The sequence below is a fragment of the Burkholderia sp. L-4 genome, from assembly GCF_056856535.1.
On record NZ_JBXEOX010000002.1, the window covers coordinates 1,432,121 to 1,454,133 of the forward strand.

At 63.9% G+C, this 22,013-nt stretch carries 21 protein-coding genes; 15 read left to right on the top strand and 6 right to left on the bottom strand.

Going from position 1 to position 22,013, the window contains the following annotated elements:
* The first annotated feature begins 89 nt into the window (after nucleotides 1-89).
* From AC1VVG_RS23360 to AC1VVG_RS23385, 6 genes are all read left to right on the top strand, one after another.
* Nucleotides 90-950: a LysR family transcriptional regulator gene (locus AC1VVG_RS23360; RefSeq protein ID WP_231750644.1), complete on the top strand. Its 861-nt coding sequence runs from the start codon at nucleotides 90-92 to the stop codon at nucleotides 948-950.
* Between the two features lie 143 nt (nucleotides 951-1,093).
* Nucleotides 1,094-2,101: a glycine betaine ABC transporter substrate-binding protein gene (locus tag AC1VVG_RS23365; protein ID WP_241012823.1), complete on the top strand. Its 1,008-nt coding sequence runs from the start codon at nucleotides 1,094-1,096 to the stop codon at nucleotides 2,099-2,101.
* 27 nt (nucleotides 2,102-2,128) lie between these two features.
* Nucleotides 2,129-2,287: a hypothetical protein gene (locus AC1VVG_RS23370; protein ID WP_185733030.1), complete on the top strand. Its 159-nt coding sequence runs from the start codon at nucleotides 2,129-2,131 to the stop codon at nucleotides 2,285-2,287.
* Nucleotides 2,288-2,311: 24 nt separating this feature from the next.
* A complete protein-coding gene (locus AC1VVG_RS23375) occupies nucleotides 2,312-2,746 on the top strand; it encodes a cupin domain-containing protein (protein ID WP_049035781.1) in 435 nt (144 codons plus the stop codon).
* A gap of 304 nt (nucleotides 2,747-3,050) precedes the next feature.
* Nucleotides 3,051-3,188, top strand: a complete 138-nt coding sequence (locus tag AC1VVG_RS23380; protein WP_006488624.1) for an HHHH-motif protein — start codon at nucleotides 3,051-3,053, stop codon at nucleotides 3,186-3,188.
* Nucleotides 3,189-3,250: 62 nt separating this feature from the next.
* Complete coding sequence (locus AC1VVG_RS23385; protein ID WP_034185626.1) at nucleotides 3,251-3,715, top strand: DUF3761 domain-containing protein; 465 nt, start codon at nucleotides 3,251-3,253, stop codon at nucleotides 3,713-3,715.
* Between the two features lie 108 nt (nucleotides 3,716-3,823).
* Here the strand turns inward: AC1VVG_RS23385 and AC1VVG_RS23390 are convergent, their stop codons facing one another.
* Nucleotides 3,824-5,179 (bottom strand): polyhydroxyalkanoate depolymerase, encoded by a 1,356-nt coding sequence (locus AC1VVG_RS23390; RefSeq protein ID WP_049035779.1) that lies wholly within the window; start codon nucleotides 5,177-5,179, stop codon nucleotides 3,824-3,826.
* A gap of 287 nt (nucleotides 5,180-5,466) precedes the next feature.
* On the opposite strand from AC1VVG_RS23390, the gene AC1VVG_RS23395 reads away from it, so the two are divergent.
* The 6 genes from AC1VVG_RS23395 (at nucleotide 5,467) to AC1VVG_RS23420 (ending at nucleotide 12,065) form a co-directional block, all read left to right on the top strand.
* A complete protein-coding gene (locus tag AC1VVG_RS23395; protein ID WP_034185628.1) occupies nucleotides 5,467-6,129 on the top strand; it encodes a glutathione S-transferase family protein in 663 nt (220 codons plus the stop codon).
* Between the two features lie 236 nt (nucleotides 6,130-6,365).
* Nucleotides 6,366-7,616, top strand: coding sequence for a Crp/Fnr family transcriptional regulator (locus AC1VVG_RS23400; RefSeq protein ID WP_034185629.1), 1,251 nt, complete (start codon nucleotides 6,366-6,368; stop codon nucleotides 7,614-7,616).
* Between the two features lie 13 nt (nucleotides 7,617-7,629).
* Complete coding sequence (locus tag AC1VVG_RS23405; RefSeq protein ID WP_034185630.1) at nucleotides 7,630-8,394, top strand: flagellar motor protein; 765 nt, start codon at nucleotides 7,630-7,632, stop codon at nucleotides 8,392-8,394.
* A 57-nt stretch (nucleotides 8,395-8,451) separates the two neighbouring features.
* Nucleotides 8,452-9,123, top strand: coding sequence for an OmpA/MotB family protein (locus AC1VVG_RS23410; protein ID WP_069704567.1), 672 nt, complete (start codon nucleotides 8,452-8,454; stop codon nucleotides 9,121-9,123).
* Between the two features lie 152 nt (nucleotides 9,124-9,275).
* The gene (locus AC1VVG_RS23415) at nucleotides 9,276-11,138 is read left to right on the top strand and encodes a methyl-accepting chemotaxis protein (RefSeq protein WP_482836397.1); all 1,863 of its coding nucleotides are present in this window, start codon (nucleotides 9,276-9,278) and stop codon (nucleotides 11,136-11,138) included.
* A 702-nt stretch (nucleotides 11,139-11,840) separates the two neighbouring features.
* Nucleotides 11,841-12,065, top strand: a complete 225-nt coding sequence (locus AC1VVG_RS23420) for a hypothetical protein (RefSeq protein WP_301741973.1) — start codon at nucleotides 11,841-11,843, stop codon at nucleotides 12,063-12,065.
* A gap of 1,396 nt (nucleotides 12,066-13,461) precedes the next feature.
* Here the strand turns inward: AC1VVG_RS23420 and AC1VVG_RS23425 are convergent.
* The 3 genes from AC1VVG_RS23425 to AC1VVG_RS23435 form a co-directional block, all read right to left on the bottom strand.
* Entirely contained in the window at nucleotides 13,462-14,703 is a 1,242-nt protein-coding gene (locus AC1VVG_RS23425; RefSeq protein ID WP_482836398.1) for a metal-dependent hydrolase family protein, read from the bottom strand.
* 12 nt (nucleotides 14,704-14,715) lie between these two features.
* The gene (locus AC1VVG_RS23430) at nucleotides 14,716-16,032 is read right to left on the bottom strand and encodes an MFS transporter (RefSeq protein ID WP_482836400.1); all 1,317 of its coding nucleotides are present in this window, start codon (nucleotides 16,030-16,032) and stop codon (nucleotides 14,716-14,718) included.
* Nucleotides 16,033-16,163: 131 nt separating this feature from the next.
* Complete coding sequence (locus AC1VVG_RS23435; RefSeq protein WP_482836401.1) at nucleotides 16,164-17,075, bottom strand: LysR substrate-binding domain-containing protein; 912 nt, start codon at nucleotides 17,073-17,075, stop codon at nucleotides 16,164-16,166.
* A 370-nt stretch (nucleotides 17,076-17,445) separates the two neighbouring features.
* On the opposite strand from AC1VVG_RS23435, the gene AC1VVG_RS23440 reads away from it, so the two are divergent.
* The 3 genes from AC1VVG_RS23440 to AC1VVG_RS23450 all read left to right on the top strand — a co-directional run bounded on the left by AC1VVG_RS23440 (nucleotide 17,446) and on the right by AC1VVG_RS23450 (nucleotide 18,834).
* Nucleotides 17,446-17,649: a cold-shock protein gene (locus tag AC1VVG_RS23440; RefSeq protein WP_034185637.1), complete on the top strand. Its 204-nt coding sequence runs from the start codon at nucleotides 17,446-17,448 to the stop codon at nucleotides 17,647-17,649.
* 279 nt (nucleotides 17,650-17,928) lie between these two features.
* A complete protein-coding gene (locus AC1VVG_RS23445; protein WP_034185638.1) occupies nucleotides 17,929-18,153 on the top strand; it encodes a hypothetical protein in 225 nt (74 codons plus the stop codon).
* Nucleotides 18,154-18,423: 270 nt separating this feature from the next.
* Complete coding sequence (locus AC1VVG_RS23450; RefSeq protein ID WP_034185639.1) at nucleotides 18,424-18,834, top strand: TIGR02594 family protein; 411 nt, start codon at nucleotides 18,424-18,426, stop codon at nucleotides 18,832-18,834.
* Between the two features lie 145 nt (nucleotides 18,835-18,979).
* Here AC1VVG_RS23450 and AC1VVG_RS23455 read toward each other — a convergent pair whose 3' ends face one another.
* Both AC1VVG_RS23455 and AC1VVG_RS23460 read right to left on the bottom strand, forming a co-directional pair.
* On the bottom strand, nucleotides 18,980-20,410 hold the full coding sequence (locus AC1VVG_RS23455; protein ID WP_482836403.1) for an efflux transporter outer membrane subunit: 1,431 nt from the start codon (nucleotides 20,408-20,410) through the stop codon (nucleotides 18,980-18,982).
* A 16-nt stretch (nucleotides 20,411-20,426) separates the two neighbouring features.
* Nucleotides 20,427-22,001, bottom strand: coding sequence for a DHA2 family efflux MFS transporter permease subunit (locus AC1VVG_RS23460; RefSeq protein WP_034185641.1), 1,575 nt, complete (start codon nucleotides 21,999-22,001; stop codon nucleotides 20,427-20,429).
* Nucleotides 22,002-22,013 lie beyond the last annotated feature (12 nt).

Sequence of the window (22,013 nt, forward strand, 5' to 3'; positions counted from 1 at the left end):
CGACAAATTCCCTTGGATAACGAGTAATTTCGATGACTGACATCAGCGAACCCGATTGGTCTCAACTCAGCTCGCTCGACGGAGAACTGGTGCGCGCGTTCATCACGGTGGTCGACAGCGGCGGCGTGACCGCCGCAGCCAGGCAGATGCACCGGACGCAATCGACGATCAGCCTTCGCATCCGTACGCTCGAAGAGCGGCTGGAAACGCACCTGTTTCTGCGCGACAGTCGCCGTCTGGCATTGTCGCGAGACGGGGAAAACTTCCTGATCCATGCGCGCCGCATCATTCAGGTGCAGAACGAAGCGATAGCGGCACTCAAACGCACGAGCGCTCATGGCGTGATTCGCTTCGGCTTGCCTGAGGATTACGCGGAGCTCTGGTTGCCCGATCTGCTCGAAAAGTTCTATCGCCTGCGGCCGGATGCGCGCCCGCATATCGATTGCAGAATGTCGCTGGAGCTGATCGAGCGCCTGCAGGCGGGCGAACTCGATCTGGCACTGGTCGTCAGGCACGGCGCGCAAAGCGGTGGGCGTCATCTCGGCCGCGAGGACGTGGTGTGGGCCGCGCATCGCGATTTCGTGTTACCGGGCGGCGCGTCCGTGCCGCTCGCGCTGTTTCCGGAAACATGCTGCTACCGTCAGCGTGGACTCGCGGCACTGGCGGCACTCGGGCGGCAGTATCACGTGATCTACACGAGCCAGAGCCCGACCGGCATCAAGGTCGCCGTCAATCACGGTGCGGCGGTGACGATCATCGACCGCTGCACGCTGCCCGCGAACTGGCGCGTGCTGGACATGGAAGACGGCTTGCCGGCGCTGCCGCCCGCAGATCTCGAGCTGCTGCGCTCACCCGGCAGTCGCAATCCTGCAGCCGACGATCTGGCTCTGCTGATCGAGACGATGGTCGAGGAGCGCCGCCGCGCGGCGAGCGCGCCGTCGCCGGCCTGAATGATCGTGCATCGCATCCCGTAGCCTCGCGGGAGCCGGGCCCAACGCAACGACGCGATCGTTCGGCCTCTCCGATGGTCCCTATCGGAATTCCTCGCTGTCAAAACGAAATTGGCGCAATAAATATATCTGTGAGCGAACGGATGACCGTTGCCACGGATGCCGGTGTCCGCGCGATCGCTCCCGCCCGGTTCCATCGGCCGCGTTATGCCTTGCCTCAGTGCCTTCCCCATTCAATAGGAGCCCTTCTCATGATCCTGTCGTTGCTTGCCCGCCTGTTTATTGTCACCATGCGTCGCCCGGTACTCGGGCGGTTCATGCTTTTCTTCGTGCTATCGGTTTCGGCGTCGGCGCACGCCGCCGGCAACGGAACGGTGGTGATCGGAGTGAACAACTGGGCCGAGAATATCGCGGTCGCGAATCTGTGGAAGGCGCTGCTTGCGGAAAAAGGCTACGACGTCACGCTGCAGTCGGGCGACAAGGCGATCATCTATAACGGCGTCGCGCAGGGCAAGCTCGATCTGACGTTCGAAGTCTGGCTGCCATCCGCGGACGGCCCGCCGTACGATGCGATCAAGTCGCGCGTCGAGAAGATCGGCCCGTGGTTTCCCCGCGCTCAGCTGGGCCTCGCGGTGCCCGATTACGTCGCGATCGACAGCATCGACCAGTTGAACGCACATGCCGCCCAGTTCAGCCACGACGGCAAGCCGACGATTTTCGGCATCGAACCCGGCAGCGGCCTGATGAAACTGACGGGCGAGGCGCGCACCGCTTATGCGCTCGACGCGACTGTGTTGCCGTCATCGGAGGCTGCGATGTTGCTCGCGCTGGATCGCGCGGCAAAGCGTCGCCAGCCGATCGTCGTCACGCTGTGGAATCCGCATTGGGTGTGGGCGAAGTATCCGATGCACTACCTGAAAGACCCGAAGCAGGTGTTCGGTCAACCCGATGCGATCTATGCAATCGCGAAGGCCGGCTTCAGTCAGACACGTCCGGATGTCGCGCGCTGGCTCGGTGCATGGAAGATGGACGACCAGACGCTCGGCTCGCTGATGAACGATATCCGTGCCGCCGGTGAATCCGATCCGCAGAAGGGTGTCGCGCGATGGATCGCGTCGAATCGCGCCCGGGTGGGTGAATGGCTACGCTAAGAGCAGGTTTCTCGAAGACTGCTTTGCATGCCGGGTATTCCTGCGGATCAGGCGGCAACCCAGTTTGAGAAACGCGCCATGAATGTCGGCGCGGCGATGATCGCGCAAACGCTGCTGACGGGCAGGGCTGCGCACGCGGGCGTCGCGCCGCTGCAAACTGGAACGCTAAATGCTTGTCACGCGTGATCCTTTCGATGAAGGAGCACAGCGATGAGCGAGCAGACCACCACCGCTTTTTCCCACGTGAAGCCGCAGGACACCGCCTATCAAGGCGAGGGCCTGCGCGACTTCTTCCTGTACCGCGATCTCGGCATCGCGGCCGCGACGAACGGCAAGGTCGTCGCGCAACTCGTCAGGGCAAACCATGCACCGGAGGCGGGCACCGGCTGGCACCGTCACGAGGCCGAGTTCCATATCGTGATCATGCTGAAGGGCTGGGCTCGCTTCATGTATGGCGAACAGGAAACGCTGGTAGCCGCCGGCGACTGCGTGCACCAGGCGCCGGGGATCGTCCACTACCTGTTCGACTATTCGCCGGACATGGAGTACCTGGAGATCGTCGGGCCCGCCGATTTCAAGTCGATCGACGTCGACGGGCCGTGCGCGGTACCCGCGCCGACGCCGTGGGGCGAGGCGGGCGCATAGCTTGCCGGGTTTCCGGCGCGCGCCGGGCGCATGCTCGAGACCAACCGCCTTCGGGCGGTTTTTTATTGAGCTGTGGACTGCTGCGACCCGCCTCCCGCTTCGGAACGTTGCTTCGAATTCCAAACCGTTGCGGCGCTGAAGATCCGGAAAGAAAAGAAAGACATTCGTCAGCTTCGAGCGCCGATTCGCGACGCGATGTCAAAGATCGTCAATTGCGCGGCCGCGCGGTGCACGGCCGGTCGACGACCGGCGTTAAGGAGTGACCAGCCGGATCACCGGCTGATTTATCCGGGAGAGTTTCACCATGAACCGCATCGCGAAGATCCTGACGGCAACCGCACTGGCTTGCGCCGTGCTCGTGCCGGCACTGGCCGAAGCGCATTCGCACCGCGTGTGCCATTTCGATCATCACCACCATCGCGTGTGCCGCTGGGTGCGGTAACCGCGGCTTTGCCCGGGGATGCCCGGGACGTTTTCATCATTCAGGCAAATCAGGAGAGGACCATGAAAAAAACGATGTTGATCGCCGCGCTGGTCGCCGGCATGGGTGTGTCGATCGGTGCGTTCGCGCAGGTTCCGGCCAGCGCGCCGGCCGGCACGACCGGGCTGTGCAAGGACGGCTCGTTCTACTCGGGCGCATCGAAGAAGGGCGCCTGTGCGGGCCACAAGGGTGTGAAGACGTGGTACGGCGCATCGGCCGCCGCCGCGGCGAGCGCACCGGCCGCGGCGCCGGCCACGGCGGCGTCCGCCGCGCCGGCATCGGGCACGGCACCCGCGAAGAGCGCCGCCGCGACGACGGCAGCCGCGCCGGGCGGCGGTGCGGGCAAGGTGTGGGCGAACGACAGCACGAAGGTCTACCACTGCTCGACCGACAAGTACTACGGCAAGACGAAGCACGGCAGCTACATGTCGGAAGCCGACGCGAAGGCGAAGGGCTACCACGCGTCGCACGGCAAGGCCTGCTCGTAACGCGCGGTGCCGGCGCGCGAGTGCCTTCGCTCGCGCGTCGCCCGAACGCCGCAGCAAACGTCGCCCCGCCTCTTCGGCGGGGCGATTCGTTTGCGGCGACGCGCACGCTCAGTGCGCGTGATGCGATCGTGTTTCCGTCGTTGCGTCGCTCCCGGTTGCGCGCGCATCGAGCAGGGCGCGCAGCGTGACGTAGTGGGTGCCGCTTGGGTCGCCTTCCGCATTCGCGGTGCGATCGTACGGCTCGTTGTCATGGATCGTCGCCCGCACGATCGGATAGATCTGCGTTTCCCACCGGCTGCCGTTGAACACGCCGTAGTGCCCCACACCCGTCTGGACGTGGTGCGTCTTCAGATACGACGGTAACCCCGAACACAGTTCCTGCGCGGCCACCGTCTGGCCCACCGCGCAGATATCGTCCTTCTCGCCTTCGACCGTCAACAGCGCGGTGCGATGAATCGCCGCCGGTTCGACGAGCCGGTCGCCGACCGTCAGCTCCCCGCGCGCGAGCGCGTATTGCTGGAACACCTTCTCGACCGTTTCCAGATAGAACTCCGCGGTGAGGTCGGCCGTCGCGAAATATTCGTCGTAGAAATGCCGCAGCGTGTCGGCTTTCGCCGGGTCGCCTTTCGCGCGCTGGTAGTACAGATCGGCGAACGACGCCGCGTGCCGGTCCGGGTTCATCGACATGAACGCGCCGACCTGCACGAAGCCCGGATACACGCACCGCTGCGCGCCCACGAAGCCCGCCGGCACGACGCTGATCAGGTTGCGCGCGAACCATTCGATCGGCTGGCTCGTCGCGAGCGCGTTGACCTTCGTCGGATTCACGCGGCAGTCGATCGGGCCGGCCATCAGCGTCAGGCTCGCGGGCTGCGCCGGATCGCCGCCGGCCGCCATCAGCGAAACCGCCGCGAGCGCGGCGACCGTCGGCTGGCAGATCGCGAGCACGTGCGCGTCCGGGCCGATCTGGCGGATGAAGTCGATCACGTGCGCCACGTATTCGTCGAAGCCGAAGCGCCCGGCCGTCAGCGGGATGTCGCGCGGGTTGTGCCAGTCGGTGATGTACACGTCGTGATCGGCCAGCATCGTCTGCACGGTGCCGCGCAACAGCGTCGCGAAGTGTCCGGACATCGGCGCGACGATCAGCACGCGCGGCTGGCGTGCGACGGGCCGCGCCTTGCGGAAGTGCAACAGCGTCGCGAAGGGCGTGACGGCCGCCGCTTCCTCGACGATCGGCACCGTGTCGCCGTCGACGGCGATCGATTCGATTCCGAACGGCGGACGCCGGTGCGAGAATGCGCAGCATTCGAGCAGTTCGCACAGCGCGTCGAGCATGCGGCCGGTCGGCGTCGACGTCGAGGGCGGCCACAGCGACATCGTCGCACGGGTGGCGGCCGCCCATGCGCGCGCCGGGCGCACGCATTCGGCAGACCATTGGTAAAACGGATAGGCAAGCAGGTTCATGGCCGTCGCTCGTTGCGCCGCGTTGCAAGGAACGAGGCAAGCCGTGTGCCAGCATGCGGCTGGCACGCGCGTTGCACGCGGTTCGGAAACGCGGCGGCGCGGGCGGCGCAAGACGACGGGCAGGTGCGGTCGATGCGTGGCCGCACCGCTCCGGCGTGCGATGCGTGTCGCGACACCGTGCGGCGCTGCGCCAGTTCGGCGAATGGGTCGCACAGGCGTGGTGCGGATCACGGCGTGATGCATCCGTTTCGGTGCAGGGGCACGAACGGCAACCAGCAGGGAGCAACATGGAATCCACCGGACTGACGACGCTGACCATCAGCAGCCGCAATTACTCGTCGTGGTCGATGCGCGGCTGGCTGCTCGCGAAGCTGAGCGGCCTCGCGTTCGAGACGGTCAGTGTGCCGATCGATGCGGCGTCGCGCGCGGAACTGCTGTTGCTGTCGCCGTCGATCCTCGTGCCGTGCCTGACGCACGACGGCAGCAAGGTATGGGATACGCTCGCGATCGCCGAGTACCTGAACGAGATCCGGCCGCAGGCGCGGCTGCTGCCCGACGACCGGCATGCGCGCGCGCATTGCCGCTCGATCTGCGGCGAGATGCATTCCGGCTTCAGCGCGTTGCGCTCCGCGCTGCCGATGAACCTGCGCGCGCATTTTCCCGGCTTCCGGATCTGGTCACGCGCGCAGCACGATATCGAGCGGATCGTCACGATCTGGCGCGAGTGCCTCGCCGCGTACGGGGGCCCCTGGCTGTTCGGCGCGCAGATCGGGATCGCCGATGCGATGTACGCGCCGGTCGTCACGCGCTTCCTGACCTACGACGTCAAGCTCGAGCCGGACATCGCCGAATACTGCATGCGCGTGCTCGCGCAGCCGTTCGTCGCGGAATGGATCGATGCGGCGAAGGCCGAGCATGAAGACATCGACGAACTCGACATGGAGTTCTGACGCACACGGCCGCCGTACGCTTTCAATTTCACTACGCGCGCAAGCGGCGAAACGAACATTCGACGCGCTTGCGCCACTCGCAAACGTTTTACCTTGATTTCGGTCGGAAACGAGGACGAATTCCCTAAAGGATGTTGAGCCCGATGACGTAAACGAGTCACGGGGACGACTCGCGATCGCGCGCTTTCGACGGGCGACGCGCAGTCCGCAACAACCAGCGCAGCAGGGGAATCGACTTGAATCGTCAGCAATCGTGGACGCGTACGGCGGCGCCCGGAGAAATCATTTATTCCGAGGGCTTCGCCGGCGAGCCCGTCATCTTCCTCATTACCGACGGCAAGGTCGAGCTGTCCACGCGCTGCGACGACAAGCGCGTGATCGTCGCGACGCTCGGCCGCGGCGAGTTCTTCGGCGAATCGGCGCTGCTCGCGGCCGAGCCGCGCGCGCATACCGCGAAGGCGCTGTCGTTCTGTCAGCTCACGGTCGTGCCAGCCGGCATGCTTGACGATGAAATCGAGCGCGTGTCCGCGCTGCTGCGCCATATCGTGCGAACCATGATCCGCCGCGTGAAGCGCAAGGACGACCAGCTTGCGACTTACACGCATGCCGACTTCATGCCGGGCGTGCTGTCGTATGCGCACGTGCTGTCGCTGATGGCGGGCGCCGACACGCGCGACGCGGGCGATACATGGGCGCGCCGGCCGATGCAGGCGCATGCCGCCGAAGCTTCCGTGCCGCTCGCCGAGGTGATCCGCAAATGCCGCGCGATTGCCGGCCACTCGCGCCCGCACGTGCTCGCGATGCTGCGCCGCATGGAGAAACTCAATCTCGTCACGATCGAAGCCGCGCAATCCGACGGTGCCGGCGGTGCCGTCGACTACGCGGCTTCATCGGACGCGCGCCAGGTCGTCACGTTCGACGCCGCGCGCATCATCGATCGCGCGCAGCAGGTCGCCGATCACGATCTCGACCTGTCGATCAACAGCGAACTCGAACTCATCGAACTGGCGGATCTCGAATCGCTGATCGGCGTCGACAAGACGCTGCTGCTCAACAAGCTGTCGAACGGCGAGATCGCCGACGAAGTGTTCGCGTTCCGCAAATCGAAGGTGCTCAGTTACGTCGAGCAGAAGGGCGTTGCGTACTTCTCGCGGCGCAACGCGCGGCGCGGCGGCGACGTGCGCGCGCTGGAGGATCTCGTGTGGGTCGACCAGCGCACGTTGTTCGACGTGATCAGCGCGTTCGACACGTACGATCTCGCGAAGCTGATCGCGAACCTCGACGATCGCGCGGTGGCCGACAAGCTGTTTTCCGTGATGACCGAGGCGCGGCGCAACGAGGTGTCATGGGTGATGCGCCGCGAGATCAAGCTCGACCCGATCGAGGTCGAGGAAATCGAGCAGCGCGTGCTGGATGCCGTGCGTGCGGCGAAGGCGCCTGCGGCGGGCGTGGCGCCGGTGGCGTCGACGTCGTCGTCGGATGCATGAGACGGGGAGGCGTATGGATCTGTTGACCCTGGCCGGTGTGGTGCTCGGCGGCGCGGCGATCGTGTTCGGTTTCGCGCTGGAAGGCGGTCATTTCTCGATGCTGTTTCAGTTCGAGGCGCTCGTGATCGTGCTCGGCGGCACGCTCGGCGCGGTGATGATCCAGAACACGTGGGCACGCTTCTTCGATGCGGTGAAGCAGCTGCGGCTCGCGTTCGTGCGCGCGCGCGAGGTCGATCGCAAGAACCTGTCCGACCTGCTCGAATGGGGCGACCGCGCGAAGCTCGACGGGCTGCTCGCGTTCGAATCGATGGACGTAAGCGGCATTCATCCGTTCGCGCGCCGCGGGCTGGAACTGCTGGCGAACGGCGTGTCGACCGCCGTGCTCGAGGATGCGTTGCAGCGCGAACTCGATGCGTACGAGCGCAGCCGCCTCGCCGCCGTGCGCGTGTGGCAGCAGGCCGGCGGCTATGCGCCGACGTTCGGCATTCTCGGCTCGGTGCTCGGGCTCGTGCAGGTGACGAGCCATATTCTCGAACCCGCGCAGCTTGGGCCGGGCATCGCGGTGGCGTTCGTCGCGACGCTCTACGGGCTCGCGTTTGCGAACCTCGTGTTTCTGCCGCTGTACGGCAAGCTGCGCGCGCAGATCGACAGCGAGATGCGGTTCCGCAAGCTGTATCTCGACGGCTTGCTCGCGATTTCGCGCAGGGAGTCGCCGCACACGATCGAAACGCGCCTGACCGGCGATGTGCGCGGGCGGGCGGCGGAATCGCTTGCTTGATGGACGTGTGCGCGTTCAGGCGCCAGCGCCATATGACGAACCGGGATTCTCGACCGCATGACAGCTCGAACTGACGGCGCATCCGCGGCCGATCGCGACGATGACGAACTCGAAGGCGCGCAATCCGGACGCTGGCTGATTTCGTACGCGGATCTCATCACGACGCTGATGGTGCTGTTTCTCGCGCTGTACGTGCTGCAGCTCGCGAAATACAACGCGCTCGATGCGCGCTTCCAGACGCTAGCGCGGCAGGCCGGAAGCGCTGCCAGTGCTGCCGACACCGTGAAACCCGACCATGCGCCACCGCCGTGGCTCGCGCTGCTCGATTCGTTGAAGTCGAATGGCCGGATCTCGCTGGTTAAGGCGCCGCACGGCGTCGAGATCGGCATCGATGCGAAGATCCTGTTCAATGTCGGCGATGCGCGCCTGCTGCCCGATTCGTCGCCGGTGCTGAACCAGATCGCGCAGGCACTGAGCGCGCACGCAACCGGCGACATCCTCGTCGAAGGCCACACGGACAATGTGCCGATTGCCAACGCCAAATACGAATCGAACTGGGAACTATCGTCGGCGCGTGCGGGGAGTGTGGTGCGCTACCTGACGGAGCGCGGTGTGGCGCCGCATCGGCTGGCGGCGATCGGGCGGGCCGATACGCAGCCGCTCGTTGTGGGGGACGACGCCGCATCAAGGGCAAGGAATCGGCGCGTCACGATTTTCGTTGCGTACTGATCCGATCCTTGCGTATGGGTCGACGCTTATGTCCGCCCGTCATCAACATAACGAATCTCGCATGGTCGATATCTGAAATCAGCGATGCGATTCCGCGCGTGCATGCCGATAACCCAAACTGGCTCAGACCGAGCGGTTACCGAGGGTTCCCCATGCACTTCTGGCGCAAGCTTTCCATTCAGAACAAGCTGATTCTCAGCATGACGAGTTGCCTGCTCGTGTTTGTCGCGATTTCGAGCGGGCTCAGCGTTCGTCTGATCGGCAACGCGGTGCGCGATCGCGTCGTCCGTGAAGAGTTGCCGACCGCCGTGAACGGCATTCGTGCCGACGTGCAGCGCCAGATGGCCGGCCCGATCGCAGCGTCGCGCATTCTCGCGCGCGATGCGTTCCTGCTGCAATGGGAAGCCGACGGCGAACCCGACGCCGGCACGCGCAACTGGATCCAGCTCGCGAAGAACGTGAAGGACGAGCAGAAGGCCGCGTCCGTGCAGTGGGTGTCGGTGAAGAGCGGCAACTACTACAACGAAGCCGGCCTGCAGCGGAAGGTGACCGACAAGGATCAGTGGCTGACGCGTTTCCTGTCGTCGGGCAAGGCATTCGACGTGAACATGGATCGCGAGGTGACCGTCGGCGGCTACATGATGTTCATCAACAGCCGCGTGGAACTCGACGGCGCGCCGATCGGCGCGGCGAGCATGAGCTTGTCCGTGGATGCGCTTGCGAAGGGCATTTCGGCCTACCGGATCGGCCAGACCGGGTTCGCGTATCTCGTGCGTCCCGACGGCGCGTTCATGATGCATCGCGACACGTCGCTGATCGACGGCAAGCATTTCCTGAAGGATCAGCCAGGGCTGCCGGGCGATGCGTCGTCGACGCTGCTCGCCGGCAAGCCGTACGCGTACCTCAGTTACGACGGCGACGGCGGCGCGCGCTTCATCGCGACGTCGTTCATTCCGGAGCTGAATGCGTATGTGGTCGTCGAAGTACCGCAGGCTGAATTGCTCGGGCCGGTGACGCGGGCCATTCGCAGCGCGGCGCTGGTTGCGGCGGTGGTGGGCCTCGCGGTTGCGCTGCTGGTGATCTGGCTGGTGGGCCGTGCGATTGCCGCGCCGATTCGTCGGGCGGCGACGCTGCTGTCGGAGATCGCCAGTGGTCAGGGCGATTTGACGCGCCGGATGACGGTCGAGAGCCAGGACGAAATCGGGCAGTTGTCGGATGCGTTCAACCGGTTCGTGTCGTCGCTGTCGACGCTCGTGCACCGGATTCGCGCGGCGTCGGCGTCGATTGCGACCGGGTCGGCGCAGATTGCTTCGGGGAATGCGGATCTGAGCGAGCGTACCGAAGGGCAGTCGAGCAACCTGGAGCGGACGGCTTCGTCGATGGAAGAGATCACGGCCGTGGTGCGCAACAACACCGAGACGGCGACGACGGCCGCGAAGATGATCAACGGCGCATCGGATACGGCGGCGCGTGGCGGGCAGGTGGTGGGCGAGGTCGTGACGACGATGGAGCAGATCAGCAACGCGTCGCAGCGTATCTCCGAGATCATCGTGATGATCGACAGTATTTCGTTTCAGACGAATATTCTGGCGCTGAATGCCGCGGTGGAGGCGGCGCGGGCGGGAGAGCAGGGGCGCGGGTTTGCTGTTGTTGCTTCGGAGGTGCGGAATCTGGCGCAGCGCAGTGCGCAGGCGGCGAAGGAGATCAAGGCGCTGATCGAGCATAGCGCGGGGACGGTGAATACCGGGTCGCGGCTGGTGAGTGAGGCGGGGAAGGTGATGAGCGACGTTGTCTCGCAGGTTCAAGGCGTGAGCGCGATGATGAGCGAGATTGCCGAGGCCAGCCTGGAGCAGAGCGCCGGGATCGATCAGATCGGGGACGCGGTGCAGTCGCTCGATCAGATGACGCAGCAGAATGCGGCTTTGGTCGAGGAAAGTGCGGCCGCGGCGGAGAGTTTGAAGCAGCAGGCGGCGGAATTGACCAAGTTGGTTTCGGCTTTTAAGGTGGATGCGTAAGGGGTGGTTTGGGGTTTGGGGTTGGGACGTTTCTGAGGACGGCTGCCGTGGGGCTGCGGCAGCCGTTTTGCTTGTTGGTGCCGGATTTGTGGCGATTATGGAAATGAAACGCATTTCCAGATCGAAGGGCTGAGGTGGATGTGGTGGTGTTTGTCACTGTGATTGCTGCGATGGTGGCGAAAGTCGCCGCCGGATTCTTATCTTGAGTGACATTGTTCAATAGGAAGCACAGTTTTGGTGCCGGATTGTCGGACGCATTGTCTGCGTTCGGCTAATTGCGGTCACTCACATGGCGCGCACTGAAGTCTGCTTTCGGGTCTCAATCTGCCGTCTCTACAGCGCGCTGGTGCAGCACGTATCGTAATCCGAGCATTTCGCGAGCGCATTGAGAATCGTTTGAAAGCTTTGAGTAAAATGGCATTCTTGGCGAGAACGGACCCATATGTTCACACCCGAATTTGTAAACGAAAAATTGCGCCAGTTTGTCCTAGTAGCCAACCATAGCTTGGAATCGGCGGAGGCCGCTTGTCTAAGCATCGAGTACAACCGAGCGCGCATCGTGCACGGTCGACCGCACCTGCCTTCGGGTCCCTGGAAATGTCAGCTTGTCTATGATGTTCGCGGTCAATCGGTGAGCGAAGCGACGATTGACCAAGTCAGGGCAGCGCTCTGCGACCTAGCTAACGTGGAGTTCAAGCGCTGATGGGCATTCAAGTCATAGTTGCCGCCAGGAGCCGAGCAGAGGTGGTTGAGAAATTGGGGAATGCGGCTCCATTCGCCGAGATCTTTCCATTGTCGGGAGGCAATTTCGGGATTTCCATCCCGTTCAAAGTCGTCGACGATATTGGCGAACAGGTCGTACTCGGCCGCATCTCGGCTCTCAAGTATTTCGATCTATGGGCGGGCGAGTGGAAGCCCCCGCAGTAGAGCCTACGCTCGCTTGCGAAAGAGGCGAAAAAGCTCGTACGCCACATCATGAGGGTCCGCTTCCGGGTACTCAAACAGCTGTCGGCATCCTTGTTATTGAACGGCAGCAACGGGTCGATCTGCGCGGGCCGCACGTCACAGGGTGGCAGCTGGTCGCGTTCCGGCCAGGAAGGGCCATTCAACGCGGGCCAACAGATCGTCAACAATCTGCGACTACGTTATTGTGTCGTCGAGAGGGTAAATTCAACGGCAGAGGCGCCAGCCAGTGCGAAATAATTCCGCGCAACAAAAGGAGGATATCTGTTCGTTCGAGGTTAGTTATCAAGTCGGATCAGATGAACTGCCACGACAAACAACGGGCAATTTGTATTTCGAAGTCCGACAAGCAGAGTAGGTCGAGTCGCCCCAAACGCCTAGATATGCAGGATGACCGGACTACCACGGACAGGTAGCCTAACCGGTCAGTCCGCTCCGGGTCGAAAGCAGCCGACCATGACCGCCCGCGTTCGACCCGTTATGGTCCTTCGGCGCCATCAAGATTTGGGTATCCCGTCCCCACACTGCACGAGTGGTCGGCAACCTGCACCCGACGAAGCGATTCGTGGCGGGTGCGTCCTAACGCCACGGAATATGCTCGATACCATCCGATTTTTCTTTGTCGTAATTGTTTTCTTTGGTTCCGGGCTCCAGGTAGTGCGGTGGCTGTCCGGCTGGAAGGATCTTGAGCGGTACAAGACGAGGCGGGATGCCCCGAACGAGAGGCCAATCTCCAATGGCTCCTATCGCTGGGTTTCATGCCGAGTAAAATGGACCAGCTTCAGCGTGGCCGTTGAATTCTATCCTCAACACTTGTGGATACGCCCCGGCTTTCCCTTGAACTTGCGACTTCCGGCGATCTCCATACCCTGGGATGCAATCAGCGCATCTCAAGGAAAGATGTTCCTTTTACGCACGGTCACGTTACGTATCCGCGGTTGCTCTACTGGGCTGCGCTTTTACGGCGCGGTAGGCAAGCGAATTCTGGCGGAAGTCGAAACACAAAGGGCAAGGAGCGTAGCGCCACCGTGTTGATCGCGCCGAGGGGGCCACCGGCCTTTGAGTTTGCGGGCAACGCAGATAAGGAGTCGACAACGGCTGACGCCGGCACTCCAAGAGCAGCCATACCACGAACCTGGCCGGGGGCCGTCGCCGCTATAACACCTGCACGGGCCGTTTGATGCGGCTCTGGCGAATGGAAGGCAGGCGTCGCATGAACACGACGGCCGGCCGGGGCGACGCCGCCCGGCCATTGCCGCAAACGCCGTGACTCACACCCACTGCCGTCTTCGATAACTGTCACGACCGCGTGGTCCGTGAGGCCGCACCGCGCCTGCCGAAGTCGCGGCATGAATTCACATCAACGCCCGCCGGCACGCCGCTTCACAACCGCCCCCCGCTGCAACACATACTCGACCCGCGCGCCTTCATCAGCCACGACCCCAATATCCTCAAGCGGATTCCCATCCAGCACGACGAGGTCGGCGATCGCCCCCACGGCAACCACCCCAAGCTGCCCCTGCATATTCACAATCTCCGCCGCCATCGTCGTCGCCGACCTGAGCGCTTCCAGATTCCCGAGCACTTCCGCGCGAATCCGAAACTCCCCAGACTGAAACGCATGCATCTCGCCAAGCAGGTCCGACCCGAACCCCATCTTCACGCCGGCCTTCGCATAAATCTCAAGCGACTCGCGTCCCTTCTGCTGCACGGAAGCCACCTTCGCGATGGAATCCGCCGGCATCCCGAACTCCGCCCCATGTTTGGCCAGCGCGTCATAAGTGACGAGCGTCGGCACCACGAACGCCCCATGCTCATGCATGATCTTCGCGGCCGCTTCATCGACGAGATTCCCATGTTCGATCGTCCGCACGCCGCATCGCACGGCCCGCGCAATCGCTCGCCCCGTATACGCATGCGCCATCACATACGTATTCGCGGCCTCGGCCTCGTCGACGATCGCCCGAATCTCGTCCTCCGAATACTGTGTGTTCGCAATCGGATCGGTCGGCGAAGCCACGCCGCCTGACGCCATGATCTTGATCTGCGTCGCGCCTTTCTGAATCTCCTCACGCACGGCAAGCCGTACACCTTCAACCCCATCGACGACCCGCGCAATCGCCCCCGTTCTGAAACAGCAGGAGCAGGGCTCCAGCAAATCCCCCCGTGGCCGAAAATCCCCGTGCCCGCCGGTCTGCGACAACGCCTTCCCCGACGGAAAAATCCGCGGCCCCGGAATCAGCCCCGTCTCGACCGCCTGCATCAAACTCCAGTCCGCGCCCCCGGCATCCCGCACGCTGGTAAACCCACGCGACAACATTGCATCGAGAATCGGCAGCGACCGGATCGCCGCAAGAATATTCGGCTGCGTCGCATTCGCGCCAAGATTCGCATTCGAAGCCAGCACATGCACATGGCAATCGATGAACCCCGGCATCACGGTTTTGCCGCGCACGTCGATCACCTGCGCATTCGGCAAATCCACCGGCCGATCGGTGATTTCGACGATCCGTTCGCCTTCGATCACGACATGATGATGTTCGAGCAACACGCCTCGTTCGAGGTCGAGCACGTCGCCGCCTTGCAGCACGGTAATGGTCATATGGAAAAATCCTTATCGAGTCGTGGAGGCCGCACGCTTCGCATCCTTCACGAAGCGCGTGCCGACGAAACTGACGGCCGCCGCGAGCATCACGTAGAACGCCGGCGCCATGTTGCTGCCCGTGCGGGCGATGAGCCACGTGATCAGGAACGGCGCGAACCCGCCGAAGATCGTCACCGCGAAGTTGTACGCAACGGAGAGCCCGGTCGACAGCACCTTGGTCGGAAACAGCTCAGCGAACGCCGCGAGGATCGGCCCCGTATAGGTCGCGATCAGCACGCCGAACACGGCCTGGAACACGATCAGCGACGCGAACCCGGGCGCATGGTTGATCCACGCGAACATCGGCCACGCGAGCACGAGGATCGCGAGCGCCGAGCCGGACAGGAACACGCGCCGTCCCCACACGTCGGCGAGCCGGCCGACGATCGGCGAGCAGCACATGATCATCAGCCCGCCGATCATGCCGGCCACGAAGCCGGTCGATTGCGGCAGATGCAGCGTGCGCACGGAATAGGTCGGCATGTAGAACAGCAGCACGTAGGTGCAGACGGTCCACAGGATGACCATCGAGAAACTCGCGAACGTCTCGCGCGGGTAGGTGGACAGCACCTCCTTCAGCGGCGAGCTTTCCTTCACCTGCGATTCGACGGCGCTGAACGCGGGCGTCTCGTCGATGTGGCTGCGGATGAAGTAACCGACCGGCCCGACGATGATTCCGAGCAGGAACGGCAACCGCCAGCCCCAGCTGTGCAGTGCCTGCGTGTCGAGCGATGTCGTGACGAACGTGCCGGTCGCCGCGCCGAGCAGCACCGCGAAGCCGATGCTCGACTGGATCCAGCTGGAGTAATACGCGCGCTTCTCCGGCGGCGCGTATTCGGTAAGGAACGCGGTGGCGCCGCCCATCTCGCCGCCGGCCGAGAAACCTTGCAGCAGCCGCGCGACGACGATCAGGAGCGGCGCGGCGATGCCGGCCTGTTCGTAGGTCGGCGCGATCCCGATGAGCGCCGTGCCGGCCGCCATCAGCAGGATCGTGAGCGACAGCGCGGCCTTGCGTCCGACCTTGTCCGCATACACGCCGAGGACGATCCCGCCCACCGGCCGCATGAAGAAGCCGACGCCGAACGTCGCGACGGTCAGCAGCACGGACGTCAGTTCGTTGCCGGTCGGGAAGAACAGCTTCGCGATGATCACCGCGAAGAAGCTGTAGACGGTGAAGTCGAACCATTCGAGGCCGTTGCCGATCACGGTCGCGACGATGGCGCGGCGGCGTTGCTGCACGGCCGCATCGACGGCAGACGCGGCGCGCGGGGAAAGCGTTCCTTGCATGGTCTTTTCCTTTGTCAGAAGCCGGGACGACTGCCCCGCGTGAATCCCATGCTACGGACAGCCGGATTTTTTTCTGAAACGAAAGATTCGCATGCACGCATGCGCTGTACGCATGCATCGCGCCCGGAGCGTCAGGGCGCGGTCTGCTGCTCCGCCTGTTCGAACAGCCAGCGCGTGAACAGGCGGGCGGCCTGGTTCTGCACGCGGTCGTTCGGCGAGATCACGTAATAGCCGCCGCCATGGCTCGCGGACGCTTCCGTCACGCGCACGAGCAGGTCCGCTTCGATGCATGCGTCGATCATGTAGCGCCAGCCGAGCGACACGCCCTGGCCGAGAATCGTCATCTGCACGATCTGCGGATAGGAGTTGATCGTGATGTCCTGCGGTTGCGCCTTCTGCCGGTCGACGTCGTTCATGTCGAACCATTCGGACCACGACATCCATTGGCGCTGGCCGTCCTCGAGGCGCAGCAGCGTTTCGTTCGCGAGATCGGCCGCGTCCAGCGTGCGGCCGGCCAGATAGCCCGGCGCGCAGACGGGAAACACTTCCTCGTCGAACAGCCGGCGCGCGGTGTATTCGGCCGGCGTCTGCTGACGCACGTAGTAGACGCCGACGTCGAATTCCGCCGGCGACATCGATGCGAGCGCATCGCGCACGATCAGGCGCAGCTTGATGTTCGGATACGCGGCGCGAAAGTGCGGCAGCCGCGGCGTCAGCCACAGCACCGCGACGCCGGACGAGCACGCGATCGTCAGTTCGAGATCGCCGTACGGCTTCATCACGTCGTGCGTGGCTTCCGCGCATTGCGTGAGCAGGTGGTGGACCTGTGCCGCGTATTGTTCGCCGGCGATCGTCAGCCGCAGCGAGCGGTGCTCGCGCACGAACAGCGAGCGGCCGAGGAATTCCTCGAGTTGTTGAATCTGGCGGCTGATCGCGCTTTGGGTCAGGTGCAGTTCGGCGGCGGCTTTGGTGAAGCTCGCATGCCGCACGGCGGCTTCGAACGCGACGAGGCATTGCAGTGGGGGGAGAGGCGTGATGCGCATGGCAGGCGGGAATCGGAGGCGGCTACCGACATGATACGGTTGGATCGAGCGGAAATCATCCGGCGGGAAGGGTGTTGCCGATCGGCGTATTCGCGTGGGGACCGTGTGCCATTCGCGCCAGGCCAGGCGCGCAGCCGGTTGGGGCCACATCGATTCGCCCGAAAAGCGGATCGCGAGATGAAACAGTTACAAGTTATCTGTTGACGCGCACCTGCCCGGCGGTTAGTGTGTGCATCGAAGTCCAAGAAGTCCGATTGCTGTTCATCAATTGCTCGCTCTCCACAGCGGTATTCGTTGTCCTCTCCCTCCTTGACGCTTCACGCGCTCTTCAACAGAGCAAATCTCTCTATTTTTTTCTCAAGGAATCTTCATGGATACCGGTATCGTCAAGTGGTTCAACGACAGCAAAGGCTTTGGCTTCATCACGCCGGACAACGGCGGCGACGACCTGTTCGCTCATTTCTCGGAAATTCGTGCCGACGGCTTCAAGACGCTGGCTGAAAACCAGAAAGTGAGCTTCGAGACGAAGCAAGGCCCGAAGGGTCTGCAAGCGGCCAACATCCAGCCGCTGTAAAGTTTGAAGGGCCCGGCCTCCCACGATGGGCGCCGGGTCGCAGCGACATCCTCACGGAGCCTGGTCTCCTAAAGTTGGCGCGCGTGTTCGTGGCTGCTTCTGTTCATTCAGCGGCCAACCCGGCGTCACACGTCTCGTTGCACTTCATTCCTCCTCCGGCCGCAGCGCCTTATTTTCGCTTTCCGACTGCTTGAGATTCAGCGCGCAATGGCGTTGAATCGGCGCATCCGTGCACATATCGCACGGCACGCGCGCAGTCGAACATTATTAAAATTAGAAATGCAAAACATACAAAATCATCGATATAACGGCTATGCCGTCCAGCCCTCGGCGCATCGTCTGCCCGACGGCAGTTTTTCAGCCAACCTGCTGCTCGAGCGCGTCGATAGCGCGTCCGCGGAAGGCCGCTACCGGTTCTATTCGCTCGACTACTTCGAGAGTGAAGCGCAGGCACTGCGGCACTCGGCACACTGGGCACGCAACTGGGTCGATACGCGCGGCTAACCACAACGCCGTGGTGACCACCCGGCGCATGTAGTTACCCGGGCGCGCAACAGCGCGCGCCCGAACCTCGCGTGCGATCGATTCTCTACCTTCCGATTGCATCCGCGCGCCCGGTTCGGGCTGCCGGATTTTCCTTTTTCGACGTCGTCGGTGAGTGGCGCTGCCAACCTTCGGATTCGTGCGAAGATTGCACGCACATCACACTCGCCCGAGAACGACGTGACCCTGTCCAATCCTGAGCGCAATCCGGAGGCCGCCCATCCGCCATGGATGGCCGTCGCGCTGGCCGAACTCGGCATCCGCCGCCATCCGCCCGGCAGCATCAACCCGCGCATCGTCGAGTACAACAACCACACGAACCTGGTCGGCTACGACGACAAGATTTCCTGGTGCTCGTCCTTCGTCAACTGGTGCATGACGCACGCGGGATTCCGCGGCACCGGCTCCGCACTGGCGCGCTCATGGCTCGAATGGGGCCGGCCGCTGGAGCGTCCGGTCTATGGCTGCATCGCGATCCTGACGCGCGACGATCCGGCGAGCTGGAAAGGGCATGTCGGGTTCTATCTGCGTCACGACGACGAATACGTGCATCTGTTCGGCGGCAATCAGCTGGAAGAGGTGCGCGAGCTTGCGTATCCGCTGAACGAAGTGATCGGTTATCGTTGGCCCGATGCGGGATGACCGCGTCGCGGTGGCATGTGCGAATTCGCAATCGCGTGATGGCGGTTGACTCGATCGCGTTGTCGTCGATCAAGTGTCCGGAATCGTGCTGCTGATGCACGGCGCGCCGGCCAATGTAGCGGCCGGCACCGTATCGCGATCGCGCCTAGTTCTTCGCCACCGCCTCCACCTCCCCGGCCGCGTCATTCCTGCTCCACCCACCCCCCAGCGACCGATACAACGCCACCGCCGCCAGCGCATGCTCACGCTTGACCTGGTTGAGCGAATCCGAATCCCGCAGATACACCTCCTGCGCCGACAGCACATCCAGAAAATCCGTCGCACCGCCCTTGTAGAGCTGATTCGCCAATCCGAGCGCCTTGTCCGACGCGGAAAGCGCGCTACCGAGCTTCCGTGTCGCCTCGTCGGAGCTGACGAGATTCGCGCGCGCATCCTCGACTTCCCGCAATGCCTGCAGCATCGTCTGCCGCAACCCGAGTTCCGACTCGCGCATCTGGCTTTCACTCTGCGAGATATCCGCGGTAATCCGCCCCGCATTGAAAATCGGGCTCGTCGCACTCAGCGCCGCGCTGAACAGGTTGTCGGTCAACGTCGGCAACCCGAGATAGGACGCGGCCAGGATCCCGTCCGTCAGGTTCAACGAAAACTTCGGATACCGCTCGGCCTTCGCCACACCGACTTGCGCCGCACGCCGTTCGACCTGCGCATAGGCGGTCAGCACGTCCGGCCGCCGCAACAACGCCTGCGAAGGCAGCGTCCCCGGCGCCCCGATCGGCGGCGCCGGGATCTCCCCGGCCTGCGCCAGCACGAGCCGGTCGACCGCTTCCGGCGTGCGCCCCGAATACACGGCAATCAGGTTGAGCTGATGCGAGATCTGCGCCTGCGTCGGCGGAATCCGCGCTTCGAGCGCATCGAGCTGGTTCTGCGCGCGGGTCACGTCGAGTTCGGTCGACAACCCGAACGCCTGCCGCTTGCGCGTGAGTTCGAGCGCATGCTGGCGAATCCTCGCGTTGTCCTGCAGGATCTTCAGTTCCTGCTGCGCCCAGCGCAGATCGACATACGCGGATGCCGCATCGGCCGCCAGCGCGAGCCGCATCGCGTCTTCCGCATGCTTCTGCCCGACAAGTTCCGCTTGCGCGGCGAGCAGGTCGAGGCGTTCGCCGCCGAACACGTCGGGCGACCAGCTCAGCGCGAGCCCGGCACCTGCCTGCCGCACGTAGCCGAGCGGCGGCGGCGTGTTCTGCCGCGCGTCGGACGCGTGCGCGGTCGCGTCGAGTTCGGGCAGCAGCACCGCACGTTTCTGCACGGTCAGCGCCTGTGCCTGCTTCACGCGTTCGGCCGCGGCCTGCAGATCGAGGTTGCCGTCGAGCACGGTCGCGATCAGTTGATCGAGCACGGGATCGTGGAATTGCGCCCACCAGCCGGCGGCGTCGATGTCCGCGCGCGGCACGTCGGTATCCCATGCGGTGGGCGCGAGCGTCTGGACGGATTCGGACAGCGCCGGATGCTGCGCGGGCTGCACCGCGCACCCGGCGGCGAATGCGCTGACGGCCAGCGCGACGAGTAGCTTTTTCATGATGATGACCTTGGCCTCAGTGTGCGTCCGGCGGCGGCGCGTTCAACGTAATGGGTTTGGAAAACACGACGGCGAGCAGCGCGACGACGAAACACAGCGACAGCGCGTAATACGCATCCGCATAAGTGAGCGTCAGCGCTTCGCGATAGATCAGCCGATGCAGGTTCGCGAGCCCGGCCTGCGCGGTATTCAGCGTATTGCCTGCGACGGAGCCCCAGTACGCGGCCTGTCGATCGAGCAGCGACGCGATCTGCGGTTCGCCGGCGCTCACGTGCTCGTTCAGGCGCAGATAGTGAAAATTCAGCCGGTCGTTGAGCATCGTCGCGCTCACCGCGATGCCGATCGCGCCGCCGAGGTTGCGCATCAGGTTGAATAGGCCGCTCGCCGATTTGAGCCGCGACTGCGGCAGCGAGCCGAGCGCCATCGTCACGATCGGCGGCACGCTGAACTGCTGGCCGATGCCGCGCAGCGCTTGCGGCAGCAGCAATTCGCGCCAGCCCCAGTCGTGCGTGATCGGCGTGTACAGGTAGCAGCCGAGGCCGAAACAGATCAGCCCGAACACGAGCAGCGCGCGCAGGCTGAAGAAGCGCGCGGCGAACGCATAGGCGCAGAGCGCGACCAGCTGGAACGCCCCGACCGACAGCAGCGCGATGCCGATCTGCAGCGAGCTGAATGCGCGCACCTGCGCAAGAAACAGCGGCGTCAGGAACACGGTCACGAAGATCCCGATACCGGTCACGAACGACAGCAGGCTGCCGATGCCGAAGTTGCGCACGGCGAGCGCGCGCAGGTCGACGATCGGATCCTTCGCGGTCAGCGCATGCACGAGGAACAGGAAGCCGCAGATGCCGGAGATCCATGCGCAGATGATGATCACGTCGTCCCCGAACCAGTTCTTGCGCGGGCCTTCCTCGAGCACGTATTCGAGGCAGCCGAGAAAGCCGGACATCAGCACGATGCCGAGATAGTCGCCGCGCTTGATGAGGCTCAGGTCGGGCTCGTCGATATGCACGTAGCGCGGCACGAGCACGGCCACCGCGATGCCCGGCACGAGGTTCAGGTAGAACAGCCAGTGCCACGACCATTGGTCGGTGATCCAGCCGCCGATCACCGGGCCGATCGCCGGGGCGAGCGAGGCAAGCGCGCCGATGGTCGTCGACGCGATCAGCCGCTGCTTGCCGGGGAACAGCACGAACGCGGTGGTGAACACGGTCGGGATCATCGCGGCGCCGAGCGCGCCTTGCAGCCCGCGAAACAGGATCATCGAGTTGATGTCCCACGCGAGCCCGCACAGCATGCTGGTGATCGTGAAGCCGACGGCCGACGCAACGAACAGCCAGCGCGTCGACATCACCTTCGACAGCCAGCCCGACATCGGGATCACGATGATCTCGGCGATCAGGTAGGCCGTCTGCACCCACGACAGTTCGTCCTGGCTCGCGGAAAGCCCGCCGCCGATGTCGCGCAGCGACGACGCGACGATCTGGATGTCGAGCGTCGCCATGAAGAAGCCGACGCACATCAGCGCGAACGCGAATACGCGCTGCTTCGTCGGTTGCGACGCGGGGTCGCCGGAAAACGCGGTGGTCATCGTCGGCTCCCG